18 protein-coding genes, 1 tRNA gene and 2 pseudogenes are annotated in these 19,939 nt (G+C 54.4%); 14 read left to right on the top strand and 7 right to left on the bottom strand.

Features of this window, described 5'->3' with window-relative positions; genetic code table 11:
- Positions 1 to 30: 30 nt before the first annotated feature.
- A complete protein-coding gene (gene ybcJ / locus ACKLKD_RS09970; protein WP_004143016.1) occupies positions 31 to 243 on the bottom strand; it encodes a ribosome-associated protein YbcJ in 213 nt (70 codons plus the stop codon).
- A gap of 1 nt (position 244) precedes the next feature.
- Entirely contained in the window at positions 245 to 1,111 is an 867-nt protein-coding gene (folD, locus tag ACKLKD_RS09965; protein WP_004143017.1) for a bifunctional methylenetetrahydrofolate dehydrogenase/methenyltetrahydrofolate cyclohydrolase FolD, read from the bottom strand.
- A 339-nt stretch (positions 1,112 to 1,450) separates the two neighbouring features.
- Between folD and ACKLKD_RS09960 the strand changes: the two genes are divergently transcribed.
- Positions 1,451 to 1,527, top strand: a tRNA-Arg gene (locus tag ACKLKD_RS09960).
- A 15-nt stretch (positions 1,528 to 1,542) separates the two neighbouring features.
- On the opposite strand, the pseudogene ACKLKD_RS09955 reads toward ACKLKD_RS09960, so the two are convergent.
- Positions 1,543 to 1,680, bottom strand: a pseudogene (locus ACKLKD_RS09955) (integrase); the annotation flags it as partial.
- 298 nt (positions 1,681 to 1,978) lie between these two features.
- On the opposite strand from ACKLKD_RS09955, the gene ACKLKD_RS09950 reads away from it, so the two are divergent.
- Positions 1,979 to 2,272, top strand: coding sequence for a hypothetical protein (locus tag ACKLKD_RS09950; protein WP_004202381.1), 294 nt, complete (start codon positions 1,979 to 1,981; stop codon positions 2,270 to 2,272).
- 394 nt (positions 2,273 to 2,666) lie between these two features.
- Complete coding sequence (gene uraH, locus ACKLKD_RS09945; protein WP_008805473.1) at positions 2,667 to 3,068, top strand: hydroxyisourate hydrolase; 402 nt, start codon at positions 2,667 to 2,669, stop codon at positions 3,066 to 3,068.
- Between the two features lie 78 nt (positions 3,069 to 3,146).
- Here uraH and ACKLKD_RS09940 read toward each other — a convergent pair whose 3' ends face one another.
- Entirely contained in the window at positions 3,147 to 3,317 is a 171-nt protein-coding gene (locus ACKLKD_RS09940) for a hypothetical protein (RefSeq protein WP_002892370.1), read from the bottom strand.
- 324 nt (positions 3,318 to 3,641) lie between these two features.
- On the opposite strand from ACKLKD_RS09940, the pseudogene ACKLKD_RS09935 reads away from it, so the two are divergent.
- A pseudogene (locus ACKLKD_RS09935) lies at positions 3,642 to 3,782 on the top strand (hypothetical protein).
- Positions 3,783 to 3,828: 46 nt separating this feature from the next.
- Complete coding sequence (locus ACKLKD_RS09930) at positions 3,829 to 5,133, top strand: citrate synthase (protein WP_025714229.1); 1,305 nt, start codon at positions 3,829 to 3,831, stop codon at positions 5,131 to 5,133.
- 52 nt (positions 5,134 to 5,185) lie between these two features.
- On the opposite strand, the gene ACKLKD_RS09925 is transcribed toward ACKLKD_RS09930, so the two are convergent.
- Complete coding sequence (locus ACKLKD_RS09925) at positions 5,186 to 5,491, bottom strand: hypothetical protein (RefSeq protein WP_022064705.1); 306 nt, start codon at positions 5,489 to 5,491, stop codon at positions 5,186 to 5,188.
- Positions 5,469 to 6,131: a LuxR C-terminal-related transcriptional regulator gene (locus ACKLKD_RS09920; RefSeq protein WP_025714230.1), complete on the bottom strand. Its 663-nt coding sequence runs from the start codon at positions 6,129 to 6,131 to the stop codon at positions 5,469 to 5,471. Before ACKLKD_RS09920 ends, ACKLKD_RS09925 begins: the two co-directional genes overlap by 23 nt.
- Before the next feature lie 470 nt (positions 6,132 to 6,601).
- Here ACKLKD_RS09920 and ACKLKD_RS09915 point away from each other — a divergent pair, with 470 nt between their 5' ends.
- Genes ACKLKD_RS09915 through ACKLKD_RS09900 form a run of 4 tightly spaced genes read left to right on the top strand, consistent with a single transcriptional unit; the run spans position 6,602 to position 11,388 of the window.
- Positions 6,602 to 7,162 (top strand): fimbrial protein, encoded by a 561-nt coding sequence (locus ACKLKD_RS09915; protein WP_025714231.1) that lies wholly within the window; start codon positions 6,602 to 6,604, stop codon positions 7,160 to 7,162.
- Between the two features lie 57 nt (positions 7,163 to 7,219).
- The gene (locus ACKLKD_RS09910; protein ID WP_025714233.1) at positions 7,220 to 7,915 is read left to right on the top strand and encodes a molecular chaperone; all 696 of its coding nucleotides are present in this window, start codon (positions 7,220 to 7,222) and stop codon (positions 7,913 to 7,915) included.
- Between the two features lie 10 nt (positions 7,916 to 7,925).
- Positions 7,926 to 10,361 carry a fimbria/pilus outer membrane usher protein gene (locus tag ACKLKD_RS09905; protein ID WP_087806318.1) on the top strand — a complete coding sequence of 812 codons (2,436 nt, stop codon included), beginning with the start codon at positions 7,926 to 7,928 and terminating at the stop codon, positions 10,359 to 10,361.
- A 1-nt stretch (position 10,362) separates the two neighbouring features.
- A complete protein-coding gene (locus ACKLKD_RS09900) occupies positions 10,363 to 11,388 on the top strand; it encodes a fimbrial protein (protein ID WP_087806316.1) in 1,026 nt (341 codons plus the stop codon).
- 22 nt (positions 11,389 to 11,410) lie between these two features.
- On the opposite strand, the gene ACKLKD_RS09895 is transcribed toward ACKLKD_RS09900, so the two are convergent.
- The gene (locus ACKLKD_RS09895) at positions 11,411 to 12,277 is read right to left on the bottom strand and encodes a GNAT family N-acetyltransferase (RefSeq protein ID WP_025714236.1); all 867 of its coding nucleotides are present in this window, start codon (positions 12,275 to 12,277) and stop codon (positions 11,411 to 11,413) included.
- 509 nt (positions 12,278 to 12,786) lie between these two features.
- On the opposite strand from ACKLKD_RS09895, the gene ACKLKD_RS09890 reads away from it, so the two are divergent.
- The 5 genes from ACKLKD_RS09890 (at position 12,787) to cadA (ending at position 19,882) form a co-directional block, all read left to right on the top strand.
- Complete coding sequence (locus ACKLKD_RS09890) at positions 12,787 to 13,707, top strand: Kdo(2)-lipid IV(A) acyltransferase (RefSeq protein WP_025714237.1); 921 nt, start codon at positions 12,787 to 12,789, stop codon at positions 13,705 to 13,707.
- Between the two features lie 99 nt (positions 13,708 to 13,806).
- Positions 13,807 to 14,079: a DUF1471 domain-containing protein gene (locus ACKLKD_RS09885; protein WP_002892402.1), complete on the top strand. Its 273-nt coding sequence runs from the start codon at positions 13,807 to 13,809 to the stop codon at positions 14,077 to 14,079.
- 292 nt (positions 14,080 to 14,371) lie between these two features.
- On the top strand, positions 14,372 to 15,952 hold the full coding sequence (gene cadC, locus ACKLKD_RS09880) for a lysine decarboxylation/transport transcriptional activator CadC (RefSeq protein WP_080896973.1): 1,581 nt from the start codon (positions 14,372 to 14,374) through the stop codon (positions 15,950 to 15,952).
- 365 nt (positions 15,953 to 16,317) lie between these two features.
- Entirely contained in the window at positions 16,318 to 17,652 is a 1,335-nt protein-coding gene (gene cadB, locus ACKLKD_RS09875; RefSeq protein ID WP_087806314.1) for a cadaverine/lysine antiporter, read from the top strand.
- Positions 17,653 to 17,734: 82 nt separating this feature from the next.
- Positions 17,735 to 19,882: a lysine decarboxylase CadA gene (gene cadA, locus ACKLKD_RS09870; protein ID WP_080896971.1), complete on the top strand. Its 2,148-nt coding sequence runs from the start codon at positions 17,735 to 17,737 to the stop codon at positions 19,880 to 19,882.
- Positions 19,883 to 19,939: the final 57 nt, after the last annotated feature.

The raw sequence follows: 19,939 nt of genomic DNA, 5'->3' as shown, positions 1-19,939 counted from the left end.
CCGCTTTAGCGGGCGTTTTTCTTTTCGCTGTCAGGCCGTGACGGTCACGCTCTGGCCTTCAAAGCTCACCGTCTGACCGGCGACGATCTTGCAACGTTTGCGGGTTTCCACCGCGCCGTCAACCTTCACCAGCCCGTCGGCGATAGCGATTTTCGCCTGGGCGCCGCTTTCGCTCCAGCCTTCCAGCTTCAGCAGATCGCACAGCTCTACGTGCGGGTGTTTACCTAAAGAAAATGTTGCCATCTCAGGCCTCCTCAACGTCGTGATACTCTTCGCACGCCTGCAGCGTGTTCTGAATCAGCGTGGCGACGGTCATTGGGCCAACACCGCCGGGAACCGGGGTGATGTAGGACGCACGTTCGGCGGCATCTTCATACACCACGTCGCCGACTACTTTGCCGCTTTCCAGACGGTTAATGCCGACATCGACCACAATCGCCCCTTCTTTGATCCACTCGCCAGGAATAAAGCCCGGTTTACCCACCGCGACGATCAGCAGGTCGGCGTTTTCGACGTGATGGCGCAGGTTTTTGGTAAAACGGTGGGTGACGGTGGTGGTGCAGCCGGCCAGCAGCAGCTCCATGCTCATCGGGCGGCCAACGATATTGGACGCGCCAATGACCACCGCATTCAGACCGTAGGTGTCGATATTGTAGCGTTCCAGCAGGGTCACGATACCGCGCGGGGTGCACGGACGCAGGCGCGGCGCCCGCTGGCACAGGCGGCCAACGTTGTAAGGATGGAAGCCGTCGACGTCTTTATCCGGCGCGATGCGCTCGAGCACTTTGACGTTGTCGATCCCTGCCGGCAGGGGCAGCTGAACCAGAATACCGTCGATGGTCTTATCGGCATTCAGGGTGTCGATAAGCTCCAGCAACTCGGCTTCGCTGGTGGTTTCCGGGAGATCGTAAGAGCGGGAGACGAAGCCCACTTCTTCACATGCTTTGCGCTTGCTGCCGACATAAATCTGCGAGGCCGGGTTGCTACCGACCAGCACGACGGCCAGCCCAGGGGCGCGTTTTCCGGCCGCAACGCGAGCCTTCACTTTTTCCGCAACCTCAGAGCGTACCTGCTGCGCAATCGTTTTACCGTCAATAATTTTTGCTGCCATCAGAGAGAGGATTCCATCTGTATCTTTACGAAAGGGGGATGAGGATATTTTGTCAGAAGCGGGCCTCGCTGTCAGTCCTCGTTTGCTGTTTTATCCTGTCTGCGGTGAATTTAGCCTGTTTTGACCCTGTTAAGTCCAGGGTCATTGGTGTGTTGCGCCTGGCCACTAAGTGAATTTTCGCGCGCATGAGCCCCGGTGGTATGCTTCTTGTACAGTTGCTGAGGGATATTTCGCCAGCATCGTATAAGCCCCGCAGTTTCCTGGCAAAATGGATTGACTCAACGGACGTGGACCGTATAATTCCAGGCGTTTCACTCCGCGAAGCACTCGCTTCTCAGGGCGCCCTTAGCTCAGCTGGATAGAGCAACGGCCTTCTAAGCCGTAGGTCACAGGTTCGAATCCTGTAGGGCGTGCCATTAATAATCAAGCACTTACGGACGTTTTAGTCCAGTCTGATTTCCTCCTTGTGTCGTATTTGTGTCGCTAGTGCCAAAAATGGCGTCAATTTTCCGTGCGTGTTCAGTCAGGTGGTTCGGCGCCAGGTGAGCATATCGACGGACCATTTCGATGATTCTAATGTCTTGCAGTATCTGTCGGACGATGGCCAGTGAGAGTACAGCATTACGGCTCTGTAATATCGAACAGAATGGTTAATGCTGGTTATAGCTGAGTGCAGAATAAGCGCTCTGCAGGAATGTGAAAATATGTTGCCGGTAACAGGCGAATAGTCATTATAGCTTTAGGTTATGTCTGACTGGGTTAAGTATCGCATTTTAAGCTGGCGTAAAGTACAGTTGTTAAAGATCAATATTGAACACTTTTTGAAAGCATACCCTCGATGTTCATCCACTACCTGGAAAGATCCAAATGAACATCAAATTCGTCGCCATCTCCGTATTCGCTGTTGTGTGTGTCTTTGCATCAGATATTTCCATCGCCAAATCGAATTCCTTAAGCGATGATCAGGTCAGGCAAAGAATTATTGATGACTCTGTCGCATCCTATCCCGGTACCTGTGCCTGTCCCTTCAATACCGCCCGGAACGGCAGCTCGTGCGGTGGCCGCAGTGCCTGGAGCAAAGCTGGTGGGTACTCACCTATTTGCTACAAGAAAGAGGTAACAAAGGAGATGGTAAAGGCATGGCGACAAGAGAATCAATGATAATAATCATTATCTGAACCAGGTGATTACTTACACTGGAATAGTAGGTTAAATAATATTAAATGATTATTTCGAATACGGCAGGCCATTTGCAGTAAGCACTGTTCTGTTAGAGGCGGCAGAGGCCACGGCATATATTATTTAACCTTGTGATATTTGACCCCAGCTAATCTTTTTCCCCTCTCTGACTGATTAAGTGCCACGTATCCTGTTACGAAGAGCACGGGGTTACTCACACATAAGACACTCCCTCTTCTCACGACAAAACCGGTTCAGCGTGTTGTGTGTGGAGACAGTACCCATCAACTCAATCTGATAACAAAAAGTTTAATTTTTTTCCCCGCCGCGCTGACTATAGTTAGGGCACTTTCACTTGCCCAATAAGGTCACGATTATGAAATTAGTTATCGCCTCCGTAATTTCTCTGCTCAGCTTCAGCGCGCTGGCGGCGCCAGAGGGGACGCTCAGCGTACACATTCTTAATCAGCAAACCGGGCTCCCTTCACCGGGGGTGCAGATTGAGCTGGATAAACAGCAGGGGGAGAGCTGGCAGCATATCGCCACCGGTAAAACGGATGCCGATGGGCGGATTAAATCGCTCTATCCGCAGGCGGAGAATATGGAGCCGGGGGTTTATAAAGTGACGTTTAAAACCGGTGACTATTTTAAAAGCCAAAACATGAATACGTTCTTCCCGGTGGTCCCGGTTATTTTCAATGTCACAAAGCAAAATCAAAAACTGCATATCCCGCTGCTGCTCAGTCAGTACGGATACTCTACCTACCGCGGCAGCTGATGACGCAAGCCGCTATCCAGCCAACGCCTGCGCGTCTCCCGCAGGCGTCACGTTTTCCTCACACCACGATGTCCACGCCTAACGCTCGGTCTCTTTCTCTTTAAAGTGTTTAACAGCTTCGTCGTACATCGCCAGCAGGCCGGAAATTTCGCCTTCATATTGCGGCACGCGCTGGGCGCGAACGAGCTCAATCAGCAGCGCATAGGCTGCTTCTTCCGGGGCCGCATGTGGATTGATCAGTCCAGACATATCACCTCCTTAACAGTGGGCTTTTAGCCTACCCCTCGGCGGGAAAACGCAACAGCCTGATATGCAACCAGTACTTCTTATATGGCTCTTGTGAAGCCTCAGAGGCGAAGACCTCGGCGGAAATCAATTGAAGGAGGGGTTATCCAGACCACTGGCGTGGCGGTTAGCGGTGCATCTACACCGGCAGCAGGCTCATCATCAGCCAGGCGATGGTAATGCAGATGAGGGTCATCGACAGCACAAAATTCATGGTAGCTCTTCTTCATCCTTTCTTTACTCAGCGTAAATTTTGACAGCGATGATCGCCTTTATCCTTGGCGATTTGTGCCGCTATCCGGCGGTGGGCTGGGGAAAGACGGCCTGTTTCCCCGTGAAGGCCAGTAAAATATCCTCTTTGTCAGGGTTATAGTGATGACATCAATGAATAAGCGGCATCACATTGGTTATGTTGGTCTTTCCGCCTGAAGAATGACTTCAGGTTGCTGATGAGCTTGCTGGGGGAACTGACAGGATGAGCACCACACCGTTAACGCTTTCTATTGCCGGGCAACAAACGCCCATCACCCTGCCGCAGGTACCGGGAACCCGGGGCCCGGTAGGGGTCGACATGCGCGAGCTGAATCAGTCCGGATTCTGCAGCTATGACCCCGGCTTCGCCAACACCGCCGGATGCCAGTCGGCGATCTCCTGGATCGATACGGAAAACAGCGTGCTATTGCACCGGGGCTATCCGGTCGATCAGCTGGCCCGCCAGTGTGATTTTCTCGAAGTGGCCTACATCATGCTGAACGGCGACGCGCCGGATGAGGCCAGTTATCAAACCTTTCGCGAGACCATCACCCGCCATACTCTGGTGCATGAGCAGATTGCGCGCATGTGCAGCGGCTTTCGTCGCGACTCGCACCCGATGGCGCTGATGTGCGCCCTGGTGGGGGCGCTGGCGGCGTTTTATCATGATGTGCTGGATGTGGAAAATCCGGAACACCGCGCGCTGGCCGCCACCCGGCTGCTGTCGAAAATGCCCACCATCGCCGCCATGAGCTACAAGTATACGATTGAGCAACCCGCCGCATATCCGCGTAACGATCTCTCTTATGCCGGTAATTTCCTGCAGATGCTGTTTGCTATCCCGGCGGAGAAATATGTTCTGAATCCGGTCATCGAGCAGGCAATGAACCAGATCCTGGTGCTGCATGCCGATCACGGGCAGTGCGCCTCGACCACCACGGTGCGCGCGGCGGGCTCCTCCGGGGCGAATTTATTCGCCTGCGTCGCCGCCGGGCTGGCGTCGCTGTGGGGGCCGATGCATGGCGGTGCCAATGAGTCGAGCATGCGCATGCTGGAGGAGATCGAGAGCGTCGATCAGGTTCCGGCGTTTTTGCGTCAGGCGAAGCGCGATCCGCAGGCATTTCGCCGGCTCGGCTTCGGCAACTCACGCTACCGTTATCGCGATCCGCGTGCCGGGATCCTGCGTGAAACCAGCCATCGGGTTCTGGCGGAGGTCGGAATGTCCGACCGTCTGCTGCAGGTGGCGATGGCCCTTGAGGATGTGGCGCTGACCGATCCCTATTTTGTGGACAATGGCCTGTCGCCAAGCGTGGATTTCTATACCGCGGTGATCCTCAAGGCGATGAATCTGCCTTCGTCGATGTTTGCGGTGGTCACCGCGGTCGGTCGGACGGTCGGTTGGGTGGCGCACTGGAACGAGATGCACCAGGCGCCGCTGACCATCTACCGGCCACGGCAGATTTACGTTGGCGAGGGCTATCGGGATTACTTCTCCCGACGCGGCGAGCAGCCTGCCGGCCCACGATAATGCCTTACGGGCAGGCGGCGCGCGGCGCCTTCCTGCCCAGGCGGGTTGCTACTCAGAGATGCCGGGAGAGCAGATAGTGCTCGACGGCGGTATATTCGGTTAACCGGGTATACAGCGCCAACAGGGCGCTGAGAAAAGCGCCTACCTCACAGGCTTGCGGTCCGGGCGTGGCGAGTAATGGCTGTAGCGTAGCTCTCAGTTGATCAAGGTCAGACTTCAGCACATACGGTATATGCAGGGTGCTGAGGATGGCTTCAGTCTGCTGGAAATCGTGACGAGATGGCAACGCCTCGTCTGCGCTTAGCCAGCTCAGGATAATCAACATAAGGCGATTTTTAGCGTAGAGATACGATTTCATGGCCTGTCTCCTGTCGGTAGTGGCGCAACACCATCCCCTGAACTTTGTTCATCAGTTCCACGTTATTTTTCACCGCCAGCTTGCTAAGGACGCGTGAACGGTAGTAGTAGACCCGTTTGATCGTGAGCTGCATGGTGCTGGCCACGTGACACAACGGCATTCCCCCCATCAACAGGCTGATTAAAAAAGTTTCCTTACGGGTCAGGTTATAGCTGTCAGGTATGGCGATATAGAGCTTGTCGGCGGGAGGCGGCGTCCAGCGCGGACCACGGACAAGCGCCGCACTGAGCCCGGCAAAACTGGAGATGAACTCAGCGCCGAGCACAATGGCGAGGCTGCTTTCGAGCTCGTTCAGCGGGTAGCCTGATTTGGTAAAAATAAAGATCCGGATCAGGGGATTAAACGATTTTAAACTGAGCGCGACCTGCAAGACTTCGATGTTGGCGCTGCTGTAATCAATAAGAATGGTGCTTAACCGGGCTCCGGCATCGGTGGCAAAAAAAGTATAGAACATCTCACTCTGCCCGCTAAACGGGTAACAGACTATTTCTTTAATATCCAGAGGTTGGCTGTGTGGTTCATTAATATACGCCTTCAGGGCAATATTAAAATATTCTGAATCCGCAATGCAGATCAACATAATGACCTCCTGGCATAAATACGTTGTGCATGCTGTCCTGCCTGATTCGACAATTTACTGTAGAGAATACCCGCCTGAAATAACATACTCCCTGCGCTTTCAATCGAGGGGGGAGAACGTGGGAGGAGGTGGTTAATAATGAGGGTGAGATATTTAGATCGCATTTTATGAATGTTTTTTGGAAAGATAATATTAAAAAATACCCTTGTTTATCATGTGGTTGTGTTTTTGTTTTTGGTTTTTCTACTTGCCTTGTTTTGTTTCTTTAAGATGATTCTAAAAAAATAAGAAACTGTCCTGGCAGTAAATTTGAATAATGAATAATGAAATAAGTAGGATGTGAGTGCAGGAAGTGAGTTTAAAGGTAACAGGCTAATGCAATGGACTGAGTATTAATAAATTGTACGTATAAAGTACGCCAGGGGTATTTCCTGAACGATTCTCCATAAGCGTGGTGATGAGGAGTGAAAATGAAAAAATACAGCAAAGGAATGGCATCTTTCGTGGTGATGATGATGCTTTCTCCGGTAGCGGCGCAGGCTGCTGATGGCAAAGTCACCTTTAATGGTGAAGTCATCGACAATACCTGTACGGTAAAGAATAAAGACAAGACGGTAACCCTGCCGACGGTCCAGCGCTCGGCGCTCAGCAGCTCGGGCGAGACGGCGGGCGTGGTTCCCTTCACTATCGATCTGACGAGCTGTACCCCGGGGACCGATGTCTCGGTGTACTTCGAGAAGGATCAAAACGTCTCTACGGAGGGCCGACTAAAAAACACTCTGACTGGTAATGGTAGCGCGAAAAACGTCGATGTGGAGCTGCTGAACACCCAGTTCACCTCGATTAACCTCGCGGAGACCCCGGCGATCGATGCGAACGGTATTGTTGCACGCCCGGATGTGATCCCGGTGGCGGTAGCTGAGAAGGATGGTTCCGCCTCGCTGCCTTTCTATGCCCGCTACTATGCGACCGACGCCGCTTCGGCTGGAAAAGTCGCGGCCTATGTCAACTTTACGGTGGTCTATCCGTAACCCCTGTCCACGGCCCCGGTCAGGGGCCGTTTATCCCCCGGCAAGGAGGAGGTGAATATGCGGCGTATGGTTCTGGCATTGCTGCTGTCCAGCTATTTACCCTCGGCGGACGCCAGCATGGTTATTGACGGTACACGGATTATTTTTCCCGGCGATAAAAAAGAGGTTGTGGTCAGGGCGACCAATGTGGGGGAGGCGCCGTCGCTGACCCAGGTCTGGGTCGACGATGGTCGTGTGCAAAATCAACCGGAAAAGGATTCGGCACCGTTTATTGTGCTGCCGCCGATTGTGCGTATCGAACCGGGAAAAGGCCAGAGCTGGCGTTTGATGTTCAACGGCAGCCGCCTGCCGCAGGATCGGGAGTCGCTGTTTTGGTTCAATTTACTCGATATTCCTCCAGAGCCGAAAAATGGCAAGACTGATAATTACCTGCAGCTCGCGATACGGTCGCGCATCAAGCTGTTTTACCGTCCGGCAGGCGTGGCGGCGGAAAAAATGGCCGCGGAAAAAGCCCTGAGCTGGGCGCTGGCCCCCGCGGGTAACGGGCTGCGGGTGAGCAATGCCTCATCGCGCTATATCACCATCGACAGCATCACCCTTAACGGACAAAAACACGCTGCCGGCATGGTCGCTCCTTTTTCCTCGCTGGAGATCGCACCTAAAGGGGCCGCGCTGCGCACGCTGCCAGCCAAATTTAGCTTCACCACCATCAATGATTACGGCGCGGTAGTGAATCATAATTATCCTCAGTAAGGACATTATTATGAAACTCAGGGAGATCAAGGTTGGGTTGATGCTGCTCCTTCCCTGGCAGGAGGCATGGGCGGCAGAGGCGTTTAGTTTTAACCGCGCCCATTTACACGGCGCCGCGCAGGTTGATCTCCAGAAATATCAATACGGCAATCCGCTGCACCCGGGACAATATCGCAGCACCCTTTCGGTGAATGGCCGGGACCTGGGGGAAGAAACGTTTGTCATCCAGGAACACGATGGCCAGCTTGAGCCCTGCATCTCGCCCTCACTGTTCGACGCCCTGCAGCTGAAGGACGCCCAATGGCCAACCGCGGCCACCTGCCTGCGTTTTTCGCAGATCGATAAGGCGATCGGCTGGGAGTATGACAGCGGAGAAAACGTGCTGCGGGTAAATATGCCCCAGGCGCTGCTGCAACCCCATTATCGGGGGGCGGTGAACCTGAAAAAGGTGGATAGCGGCGTGCCAGCCGCGGTGCTGCGCTACCAGGCCAATAGCTATCAGAGCGTCGTCGACGGGGACACCAGCAGCCATCATTACCTCGGGCTGGATGCCAGCCTGCGCGCCTTTGGCTGGCGGTTACATCACCAGTCCAGCTACCAGGCCCAGGAGGGGAATACCCACTGGGATAGCATTGCCACCTGGGCTGAGAGAAGCGTAGTGAACTGGGCGTCCACGTTACGGCTTGGTCAGGGATGGACCGACGGAACCTTCTTTGACAGCGTCAGTTTTATCGGCGGCAGGCTGGCTACCGATGTACGCATGCTGCCGGGCTCTCGCCGCGGTTTTGCGCCGTCGGTCAGCGGCGTGGCGCGCACCAACGCCCGCGTAACGGTCACCCAGAACGGCGCCCTGTTGTACGAGGCAACGGTTCCGCCGGGCAAATTCACCTTCGACGATCTCTATCCCACCAACGCCGGCGGCGATTTACAGGTGACGATCCACGAGGCGGATGGCAGTCAGGACACCTTTACCGTGCCGTACGCCACGCTGCCTGGCCTGGTGCGGGCAGGCGCGGTCTATTATGACCTGTCGCTGGGTTACCTGGATGAGGACGGGATCGCCGGGCGGCCGGGATTTGGCGAAGCCACGCTGCAGTACGGCTTCAATGACTATGTCAGCGGCTATACCGGCGCTAACGCGACGACAGATTATTACTCGACGCTGATCGGCAGCGCCTTCAATACCTACTGGGGCGCGCTGGCGGTCGATCTTTCCCGTTCTGCGGCGAAGGGCAGGGAGCGCGGCTGGCAGGAGGGCTATCGCTGGCGGGTGTCCGCATCAAAATCGTTTACATCCGATACGCGAATGCTGCTCTCGATGAGTCACAGCAACGACGGTAATTATCGCTCCATTCGCGATGCCGCCTGGGAGCATGACCGGCACCCCAACGACTGGCGGGAGATGACCCGCTACAGCGCGACGTTGTCTCAGCAGGCCGGCAGCGGCAGTCTGTCCTTTAACGGAATCTGGAGTGAGGACGTCCGCCATCACCGCTGGCGCTCATATCAGCTGGGCTATGCCAACCGCTATGGTCAGCTCAATTATTATCTGTATGCCCAGCAGAGCCAGGATATCCATCACCGCAATAATCAGGTGGTGGGCGTCTCCTTTTCGCTGCCGTTCGGGCAGGCGGGCAGCCTGACCACCCGCTTTAACCACGATAAAAACTACGGCAGCCAGCTGCAGTCCAGCTATACCGGCAGCGCTGGCGAGAAAAACGCCTTCAGCTACGGTTTGACCGCCAGCTACGACATGCCGCGGGAGAACCCAAATGAAGCCAGCGTTGCGGCCAACGGTAGCCTGCGGACGGATTATGCGTACCTGAACGCCAGCGCCAGCGCCGGCCGACACCAGCAGCAGTACTCGCTGGGGGCATCGGGCGCCCTGGTGGCGCATCAGGGCGGAATGACCGCCACTCCTGAGCTGGGGGAAACCTTCGCCATTGTGGAAGCGCCCGGTGCGGTGGGGGCCAGGGTGGCGAACCGCCTCGGACAGCCGATTAATCGCCAGGGTTTTACGATCATCCCTTACCTCGATCCCTTTACCGCTAACTGGCTGGATCTCGATCCGCAGGGGCTGAACGATCGTGTGGAGATAATCTCCAGCAGCACGACGGTGGTGCCCGATTCGGGTGCGGCGGTGAAAGTGAAATTTGCCACGCGCACCGGCTATCCCTGGTTTGCCCGTATCACGCTACCGAATGGTGAGGCGCCCCCGCTGGGCGCGGAGGTATTTGACGACAGCGAACGGGCGGTTGGCGCCGTCGGTCAGGGCGGGCTGTTGTATGCTCGCGTGCCGCAGACCCGCGGCAGCGTCTCGCTGGTCTGGGGGGCGCGCGCCTGGCAACGCTGCCGGATGGAGTATGCCATCCACGGCGATGCGGCGCAGCAGGATAGCAGTGGCATGCCGCATCAGGTCTGCCGGCCGGGATTAAAGGAGGAGTAACATGAAAATCATCATCGCGTCGGGCGTGTCGTTGCTGTTGGCCGGCGGCTACTGCGCCTCGCTTTCAGCGGCATGCCAGATGGTCAGCGGCAAAACTATCGAGTATTCAGTGAACGTCAGCCAGGCCAGTATCAACCTGGACGTCAGCAATCGCCCCGTCGGCTCTCTGCTGTATACCTATGGTGGGATGATTATCACCAATAATGAGCGCTGGGAGATTGCCTGCAGCGGCAGTGAGCCCGGCGGCTTTCAGAGTATTGGCGGCTCCCGGGTCGGCCCGGCGGGAAACGGCAAGCCTGGGGATATCTACAGCATCGACCGCCTGCCGGGTATTGGCTACAGCTTCCAGATGGGTGAGCAGGATGGCATTAATTTCGATCCCCTGTTCACTGCCTGGCCTTCGGCACCGGTATTTTCCGGCCAGCGCGCATTTCAGGCGGAAAATAAAAAACCGACTATTTATTTCTGGCGGATTGCCGACAACGGCGGTTTACCGCCGCCGGGTGAGTATTGCCTTAATGATTACCTCGGCGATATTTTCCTTGGGGGAGTGCAGGCGATGCGTTTCAGCGTCAGCGGGCTCTGTATTCAGGTCAAATCACCCACCTGTAAGGTTACTGACGACAGTAAAAATATTAACGTCTTCCTCGGGCGGCATAACAAAACCGCGTTTACCGGGCTTAACAGCACGACCGCGCCGGTGCCCTTTAACATCAACCTGACGAATTGTGAAAATGTGGGCAGCGTGTTTATGCAGTTTAACGCGACGGCAGATAGCGCCATGGCCGCCAACGAGGTGATTAAGATTGATGACCAGCCCGAGGGGGCAAGCGGGCTGGGGGTGCAGATCCTTACCGCCGGCGGCGCGCTGGTGCCGCTAAACCAGGTGAGCCAGCTCTGGTCCGGCAGTAAGGGCAGCCAGACGGACTACCGTTTTGCCTTTCAGGCCCGCTATATCCAGACGCAGCCGACGGTGAAGGCGGGCGAAGCGAACGCCAGCGCGACCTTCGTGGTGACCTATAACTGATCTGCCTGACGGCACTGCGCCGTCAGGCATGAGCCAGTAAAGGAAACATCAACTTCCTGTCTTTAAACAGGTTTTCCTTCTGGTCATAGATGAAGAGGATATCTTCTCCCTCAATCTTCTCATACTCGCCGAGCCGGTCTTCAGTGGGAGTAAAACCGAGTATGGCCTGGTGGACATGGTCATCGGCCAGCTCGTTGACCAGCACCGACAGACTTTTGCCTCCCTCGCAGAACAGGTCAAAGCAGATCAGCACCGGGCCGTTTTGCATGGCGATAACTACCGCCTCATTTTTCGCTGAGTAATAGACGAAATGCTTCATAAAGGCTGAGCAGTAAAACATCAGCAGGCCAAAGTTATGCTCCACCCGCAGCGGTGAGAACGGGTTGGATTTTTCATAGTAATGCCGGAGCAGGGCGACATCGTCTGCGCTGTCCATATCCAGTTTGCGAAAATCACCGGCGCGCGGGGAGACCGGCATAATATATTGATGCTCTTCGCTGCGGGTGAAGCCAAATTTGGGATAAAAATCCACTGTGGTGGGGTTGGCGAATAAAAAGAAGGCGTCCGCCTCCTGTTGCCAGTCCTGCAGAATGTGGTGGATAAGCTGGCCGGCTAATCCCTTATTACGGTGGTCCGGTTCGGTCATCACCGTGCCAATCTGAATATAACGCCGGGGCTGGCCCTGCCAGCGCAGGTCGATAATGTTGGCCGAGGCGTTAGCGATAACTTTATTGCGTTCGACAAAGGCGTAGGGGATATAGGCGTCGGTCCAGTAACCTTGCTGATACCACTCCTCAAAAGACAGATCAAAAGTCTTAACGGCAAGGTCAATGAAGCTTTTTCTTAATGTGTTATTTTCTCTGACTTGCTTCACTAATTGATAATTCATTGTCATAGTTCCTTCTCACTATGGCTTCTGAAAGCGACGACGTCGGCAAAGGCACTTGCGTCGAATGAGCGCTGTAAACGTAGCATATCTGGAAAAAGGATCCGCAATGTCGATGCTTAACCTTTGCCCCAGTCACAAATAACCGCATGCTGGCCCTGTCAGACCGGGCTGAACGCCCTGTTTGCGTTCGCTGTCGCCATAAAAAAGCGTGAACAAAAGGGAGAGGAGTGAAGGAAGGCAGAAAATGAACTGGCGATTTTATCGACAATCGGCCGCGTTGTAGAGGTCCGGTTTATTTATTTATGCATTAAACAGGAAATTTTACGCGTTGCGTCTAATAATAGAGTAGTCCCCAGCGTAAGGGCTGAATTTATCCTGGAATCGGCTTATAATAACGCGCTTTGTGACTGAGTATTACCGCACGAATTGGAAAAATACTACATGCAGGATCCGCTACTTTATTTCGCGGTTTTTGCTCAGCTATTATTGAGTGAATTAACAGGATTATTATGTCAAATTTACCCAAATTTTCCCGCGCGCTGTTGCACCCGCGTTACTGGCTATTGTGGCTGGGAATTGGCTTTTTGTGGCTGCTGGTGCAATTACCGTATCCGGTGATCTATCGCCTGGGGACTCGGCTTGGGCGGCTGGCAATGCGGGTGATGAAAAGCCGCGCGCGGATTGCCAGACGTAATCTCGAACTTTGTTTTCCCGAGATGAGCGCCGCCGACCGCGAGGCGCTGCTGGTGAAAAACTTTGAATCGCTGGGCATGGGGCTGATGGAAACCGGTATGGCCTGGTTCTGGCCGACGCACCGGGTGGCGCGCTGGACCGAGACCAGCGGCGTTAACGAGGTGATCGACCTCCTCGAACAAAAACAGGGCATCTTACTGATCGGTATCCATTTTCTGACCCTCGAAATGGGGGCCCGGATGTATGGCATGTTTACCCCCGGGATAGGCGTTTACCGGCCCAACGATAACCCGCTGATTGACTGGCTGCAGACCTGGGGACGCTTGCGCTCTAATAAGACGATGCTGGATCGAAAAAATCTGAAAGGGATGGTCAGGGCGCTAAAAGAGGGGGAGATCCTCTGGTACGCGCCGGATCATGATTACGGTCCGGCCAGCAGCGTCTTTGCGCCGCTATTTGCCGTCGAGCAGGCGGCGACCACCACCGGCACCTGGATGCTGGCGAAAATGTCCGGGGCGACAATTGTGCCATTTGTTCCGCGGCGCAAGCCCAACGGCATGGGGTATGAATTGATCTCTTTAACGCCGGAGCGCACCCCGCCGCTGGCGAGCGCTGAGGTTACGGCGGCCTGGATGAACCAGATTATCGAAAAATGCATTCTGATGGCGCCCGAGCAATATATGTGGCTGCACCGGCGCTTCAAGACGCGTCCGGAAGGGGTACCGCCGCGTTACTGAACGCTTCGGCTAAAAAATAAACGCATCGGTAGCAGGCTTAGCTTTTTGCGGCTATAGTGAAAGAGCCTGACTGAAGGCCTATTCCAAGGAGATTTTAGGATGAAAAAAGTGATAGTCGCGTTAGCCCTTTCAGCCGTTGCATTTGGCGCGTCCGCCGCGCAGTTGATCACCAAAGAAGAAGTGAAACACTTCAAACTGACCAAGGTCGGACCGATCTCGGTGGGGCCGTCTGGTGGCGAGTTCTCTTCGCCTTCCGATCTGCACGATCAGCTCTCTAAGCTGGCCGATGAGAAAGGCGGAAAGTACTACGTGATCACCGCTGCGCGTGAGCATGGCCCAAACTTTGAAGCCACAGCGGAAGTGTATAAATAACCTTTTTTAAAGCGTGCCATAGCGGCGCGCGACGCAATGAGCCTGGAGCGCGTTAAGCCTCCGGGCTTCTTTTTTTCCTGCGATCGGGATTGCCATTGGCAATGGCAACAGCGAAAACGCGTTTTTATCGCTATAGATAAATTTCATGAACACGATGTTAATGAAATATTGCTTTTTTCATCACTAAAAAGCGGATTCCGACCTAATGCCTGAGGGAGTGACCCCTGGCAAAAATAGGTAGGACAAATGTGTTATCATCGCGCCTTTCCCTTTTTGTCTGGGGCTTTCTTGTATGCTACAACCTGTTGTTCGCGTCGGTGAATGGCTGGTAACCCCCTCTGTAAACCAAATCAGCAGGAAGGGGCGCCAGCTTACCCTTGAACCGCGTTTAATCGATCTTCTGGTCTTTTTTGCCCGTCATCCGGGGGAAGTGCTTAGCCGGGACGAGCTTATCGAAAACGTCTGGACCCGGAACGTTGTGACCAGCCACGTCGTCACGCAGAGTATTTCTGAACTGCGCAAGTCGCTCAAAGACGGCGACGACGTGAGCCTTGAGTACATCGCGACGGTACCCAAACGGGGGTATAAACTCACGGTGCCGGTGATCTGGTGCACCGAAGAGGGAGAGGAACTCGCCCCGCAGGGGGAGACGCAGGCGGCTGCGCCGTCGACCGCGATCCCCGCGCCACCGGCTGCCGGCGGGCCGCCAGAAGCCCCCGACTCCACCGCCGATCTTACCGCGCCGGTGACAGCGCCGGCGGCGGCGCCCGCTGTCGCCAGCGCGCCGTCAGCCCGCAAACGCCTCACCACCGCCCTGGTGTGGGGGCTGTTCCTGTTGGCGCTGGGCACCTGTGTGGCGCTGGTGGCGCTGTCGAGCATGGAGTCGCGGCCGCCGGTCAACAAGGCGCGCCTGCTGCTCAATCCGCGCGATATCGATATCCACCTGGTGAATGGTAATTCCTGCGCCAACTGGTCGTCGCAGCACTCCTACGCCGTTGGGCTGGCCAGCCTGATCACCACCTCGCTGAACACCTTCTCGACCTTTATGGTGCATGACAAAACGGACTACAACATCAATGAGCCGAGCAGCTCCGGGAAAACGCTGACCATCGAGTTCGTCAATCAGCGCCACTATCGGGCGCAGCAGTGCTTTATGTCGGTCCAGCTGGTGGACAATGCCGACAGCTCGACGATGCTGGATAAACGCTACTTTGTGACCAACGATAACCAGCTCACCATCCAGAACGATCTGATGAACAGCCTGTCGGATGCCCTGGCGCAGCCGTGGCCGGCGCGGATGCAGGCGATGCTCAGGCAATATCAGCCTTCGCAGAGCGTGGCGTTAACCTATTTCTACCAGTCGCATCAGCTGTTAATGAAGGGCGATGTCGATTCATTAAGTAAAGCCAGTACCCTGCTGGATGATGTGATTAAGCGGGCGCCGGATTTTATTTACGCCTATGCCGAAAAAACGCTGGTGGATGTATTACGCCATTCGCAGCAGCCGCTGGACGATAAACAGCTGGCGGCCCTCTACAGTGAAGTTGAGCGGGTAGGGGAGATGCCGGGTATTAAAGACATGGCGATTTATTATCAAATAAAAGCGGTAGATTCGTTGGGTAGGGGTAAAGTCGATGAAGCGAATACCGCGATTAACAGCGCGATTGATTTAGAGATGTCGTGGCTGAATTATGTGCTGTTAGGCAAAGTCTATGAGATGAAAGGAGAGAACCGACTGGCTGCCGATTCTTACATCACTGCGTTTAATTTACGTCCTGGCGAAGATACCCTGTACTGGATTGAAAACGGTGTTTTCCAGACGTCAGTTAATCGGGTGGTACCGTATCTCGACAATTTTCTCTCTTCAGAATAAGTAAACCCTCATCATGCGCAAGGTTTTGGGCATGATGAGGTTAAATTTATGTTTCTCATGAAGTCTCCTGTTGTTATTTGTATTTAGCATTCAGGAGGCTTTAAATAACTCTTCAGTAACACTCACGCCTTCATCTAACTCCATGTAATTAAACGATGTTTATCTTTTTCTGATACCCTGTTGTCATGTTTATATGTTAAGCGAAAAAGGTCAAAATATCATTTGTCTGATGTTTGTTGTTATTTCACTTTATCTTTAGGACTTATCTCGTACAAATCAGTAATCTTGTTGGCAGTTGGTCGGGTCAATTAATGGTTCTGTATCATGATCTGTACCTCCCAAATAAACTTAGGAGAAAAACAACCATGAGTTCTGCCAAGAAGATCGGGCTATTTGCCTGTACCGGTGTCGTCGCCGGTAATATGATGGGGAGCGGTATTGCATTATTACCTGCGAACCTGGCCAGCATCGGTGGTATTGCCATTTGGGGCTGGGTAATTTCAATTATTGGTGCAATGTCGCTGGCTTATGTTTATGCCCGACTGGCGACTAAAAACCCGCAGCAGGGCGGCCCTATTGCCTACGCTGGGGAAATATCTCCGGCATTCGGTTTCCAGACTGGTGTCCTTTATTATCATGCAAACTGGATTGGTAACCTGGCCATCGGGATTACCGCCGTTTCTTATCTCTCTACGTTCTTCCCAATTTTAAATAACCCGGTGCCAGCAGGTATTGCCTGTATTGCCATCGTGTGGATCTTTACTTTCGTTAATATGCTCGGCGGGACCTGGGTCAGCCGTCTGACCACCATTGGTCTGGTACTGGTGCTTATTCCGGTAGTCATGACTGCGGTTGTCGGCTGGCACTGGTTTGATGTCGCTACCTATCAGGCGAACTGGAACACCTCCAGCACCACCGATAGCCACGCGGTCATCAAAAGTATCCTGCTCTGCCTGTGGGCCTTCGTTGGCGTAGAATCCGCTGCCGTGAGTACCGGGATGGTGAAAAACCCGAAACGTACCGTACCGCTGGCAACCATGCTGGGTACTGCGATGGCCGGTATCGTCTATATCGCCGCGACTCAGGTTATCGCCGGGATGTATCCTGCTTCTCAGATGGCTGCATCCGGTGCGCCGTTCGCGATTAGCGCCTCTACCATCCTCGGCGGCTGGGCTGCGCCGATGGTATCCGCTTTCACCGCCTTTGCCTGCCTGACGTCACTGGGCTCGTGGATGATGCTGGTTGGCCAGGCCGGTGTTCGCGCCGCCAACGACGGCAACTTCCCGAAAGTGTATGGCGAAGTTGATAGCAACGGTATCCCGAAAAAAGGCCTGCTGCTGGCCGCAGTGAAAATGACCGCGCTGATGGTGCTGATTACCCTGATGAACTCCGCCGGTGGTAAAGCCTCTGACCTGTTCGGCGAACTGACCGGTATCGCGGTACTGCTGACCATGCTGCCTTACTTCTACTCCTGTGTTGACCTGATTCGCTTCGAAGGCATCAACATCCGTAACTTCGTCAGCCTGATTTGTTCGGTACTGGGTTGCGTGTTCTGCTTCATCGCGCTGATGGGCGCAAGCTCCTTCGAACTGGCCGGCACCTTTATCGTTAGCCTGATTATCCTGATGTTCTACGGTCGCAAAATGCACCAGCGCCAGAACAACGCATCAGATAACAACAGCCCCGCTAACGCGCACTAATCAGTAACCCGTTTTCCTGAGGCTCCTTCCATCACCTGTCATCACGCGACGGGAGGGGCTTTCTACATCTGGAGATTTGACTATGAACGTTATTGCAATCATGAATCACATGGGTGTTTACTTCAAAGAAGAACCCATCCGTGAACTGCATCGTGCTCTCGAACGCCTGGACTTCCGTATTGTCTACCCGAACGACCGTGACGACTTATTAAAACTGATCGAAAACAACTCTCGTCTGTGCGGCGTGATCTTCGACTGGGATAAATACAATCTCGAACTGTGCGAAGAAATCAGCAAAATGAATGAGTACATGCCGCTGTACGCGTTCGCTAACACCTACTCTACCCTGGACGTTAGCCTCAACGATCTGCGCATGCAGGTTCGCTTCTTCGAATATGCGCTGGGCGCCGCGGAAGATATCGCGAACAAAATCAAACAGAACACTGACGAATATATCGACACCATTCTGCCGCCGCTGACCAAAGCGCTGTTCAAATATGTCCGTGAAGGCAAATACACCTTCTGCACCCCAGGCCACATGGGCGGTACCGCGTTCCAGAAAAGCCCGGTAGGTAGCATCTTCTATGATTTCTTTGGCCCGAATACCATGAAATCCGATATCTCCATTTCGGTTTCTGAACTGGGTTCTCTGCTGGACCACAGCGGCCCGCACAAAGAAGCGGAAGAGTATATCGCTCGCGTCTTTAACGCAGAACGCAGCTACATGGTCACCAACGGCACTTCTACCGCTAACAAAATCGTCGGCATGTACTCCGCGCCGGCCGGTAGCACCGTGCTGATCGACCGTAACTGCCACAAATCGCTGACTCACCTGATGATGATGAGCGACATTACGCCGATCTACTTCCGTCCGACCCGTAACGCCTACGGTATCCTCGGCGGCATCCCGCAGAGCGAATTCCAGCACGCGACTATCGCCAAGCGCGTGAAAGAGACCCCGAATGCGACCTGGCCGGTACACGCGGTGATCACCAACTCAACCTATGATGGTCTGCTGTATAACACCGACTTCATCAAGAAAACCCTGGATGTGAAATCCATCCACTTTGACTCCGCATGGGTGCCTTACACCAACTTCTCGCCGATCTATGAAGGCAAATGCGGGATGAGCGGCGGCCGCGTCGAAGGGAAAGTGATTTACGAAACCCAGTCCACGCATAAACTGCTGGCGGCGTTCTCCCAGGCGTCGATGATCCACGTGAAAGGCGACGTAAATGAAGAGACCTTCAACGAAGCCTACATGATGCACACCACCACTTCCCCGCACTACGGGATCGTGGCGTCCACCGAAACCGCGGCAGCAATGATGAAAGGCAACGCCGGTAAGCGCCTGATCGACGGCTCTATCGAACGTTCCATCAAGTTCCGTAAAGAGATCAAACGCCTGAAAGGCGAGTCTGACGGCTGGTTCTTCGACGTCTGGCAGCCGGAGCATATCGATGGTCCTGAATGCTGGCCGCTGCGTTCCGACAGCGCATGGCACGGTTTCAAAAACATCGATAACGAGCACATGTATCTCGACCCGATCAAAGTCACGCTGCTGACGCCGGGGATGAAGAAAGACGGCACCATGGATGACTTCGGTATTCCGGCGAGCATCGTGGCGAAATATCTCGACGAACACGGCATCGTGGTAGAGAAAACCGGTCCGTACAACCTGCTGTTCCTGTTCAGCATCGGTATCGACAAAACCAAAGCGCTGAGCCTGCTGCGTGCGCTGACCGACTTCAAACGCGCGTTCGACCTGAACCTGCGGGTGAAAAACATGCTGCCGTCTCTGTACCGTGAAGATCCTGAATTCTATGAAAACATGCGTATTCAGGACCTGGCGCAGAACATTCACAAACTGGTTGAGCATCACAACCTGCCGGACCTGATGTTCCGCGCCTTCGAAGTGCTGCCATCCATGGTGATGACCCCGTATGCCGCGTTCCAGAAAGAGCTGCACGGTCAGACGGAAGAGGTTTACCTCGAAGAGATGGTCGGCCGCGTCAACGCCAACATGATCCTGCCGTATCCTCCGGGAGTTCCGCTGGTGATGCCGGGGGAGATGATCACCGAGGAGAGCCGTCCGGTGCTGGAGTTCCTGCAGATGCTGTGCGAAATCGGTGCCCACTACCCGGGCTTCGAAACCGATATCCACGGCGCATACCGTCAGGCGGATGGTCGTTACACCGTTAAAGTGCTGAAAGAAGAAAACAACAAGTAATAGACGCACACCAGGGAAGTGGCTTGCCACTTCCCTTTTTTCACGCTGCAAGGAGAA

The sequence above is a fragment of the Klebsiella sp. 10982 genome, assembly GCF_048589245.1.
Taxonomy (GTDB): Bacteria; Pseudomonadota; Gammaproteobacteria; order Enterobacterales; family Enterobacteriaceae; genus Klebsiella; species Klebsiella quasivariicola.
Note: the sequence above shows the minus strand (reverse complement) of the source record. Positions and strands in the feature narration are given on the sequence as shown.

Coding starts and splice junctions, on each gene's coding strand:
- ybcJ (WP_004143016.1), bottom strand. CDS start 243: ATGGCAACATTTTCTTTAGGTAAACACCCGCACGTAGAGCTGTGCGAT.
- ACKLKD_RS09895 (WP_025714236.1), bottom strand. CDS start 12,277: ATGAATTATCAATTAGTGAAGCAAGTCAGAGAAAATAACACATTAAGA.
- folD (WP_004143017.1), bottom strand. CDS start 1,111: ATGGCAGCAAAAATTATTGACGGTAAAACGATTGCGCAGCAGGTACGC.
- ACKLKD_RS09925 (WP_022064705.1), bottom strand. CDS start 5,491: ATGAAATCGTATCTCTACGCTAAAAATCGCCTTATGTTGATTATCCTG.
- ACKLKD_RS09920 (WP_025714230.1), bottom strand. CDS start 6,131: ATGTTGATCTGCATTGCGGATTCAGAATATTTTAATATTGCCCTGAAG.
- ACKLKD_RS09930 (WP_025714229.1), top strand. CDS start 3,829: ATGAGCACCACACCGTTAACGCTTTCTATTGCCGGGCAACAAACGCCC.
- cadC (WP_080896973.1), top strand. CDS start 14,372: ATGCTACAACCTGTTGTTCGCGTCGGTGAATGGCTGGTAACCCCCTCT.
- ACKLKD_RS09890 (WP_025714237.1), top strand. CDS start 12,787: ATGTCAAATTTACCCAAATTTTCCCGCGCGCTGTTGCACCCGCGTTAC.
- ACKLKD_RS09900 (WP_087806316.1), top strand. CDS start 10,363: ATGAAAATCATCATCGCGTCGGGCGTGTCGTTGCTGTTGGCCGGCGGC.
- ACKLKD_RS09905 (WP_087806318.1), top strand. CDS start 7,926: ATGAAACTCAGGGAGATCAAGGTTGGGTTGATGCTGCTCCTTCCCTGG.
- cadA (WP_080896971.1), top strand. CDS start 17,735: ATGAACGTTATTGCAATCATGAATCACATGGGTGTTTACTTCAAAGAA.
- ACKLKD_RS09885 (WP_002892402.1), top strand. CDS start 13,807: ATGAAAAAAGTGATAGTCGCGTTAGCCCTTTCAGCCGTTGCATTTGGC.
- ACKLKD_RS09915 (WP_025714231.1), top strand. CDS start 6,602: ATGAAAAAATACAGCAAAGGAATGGCATCTTTCGTGGTGATGATGATG.
- uraH (WP_008805473.1), top strand. CDS start 2,667: ATGAAATTAGTTATCGCCTCCGTAATTTCTCTGCTCAGCTTCAGCGCG.
- ACKLKD_RS09940 (WP_002892370.1), bottom strand. CDS start 3,317: ATGTCTGGACTGATCAATCCACATGCGGCCCCGGAAGAAGCAGCCTAT.
- ACKLKD_RS09950 (WP_004202381.1), top strand. CDS start 1,979: ATGAACATCAAATTCGTCGCCATCTCCGTATTCGCTGTTGTGTGTGTC.
- ACKLKD_RS09910 (WP_025714233.1), top strand. CDS start 7,220: ATGCGGCGTATGGTTCTGGCATTGCTGCTGTCCAGCTATTTACCCTCG.
- cadB (WP_087806314.1), top strand. CDS start 16,318: ATGAGTTCTGCCAAGAAGATCGGGCTATTTGCCTGTACCGGTGTCGTC.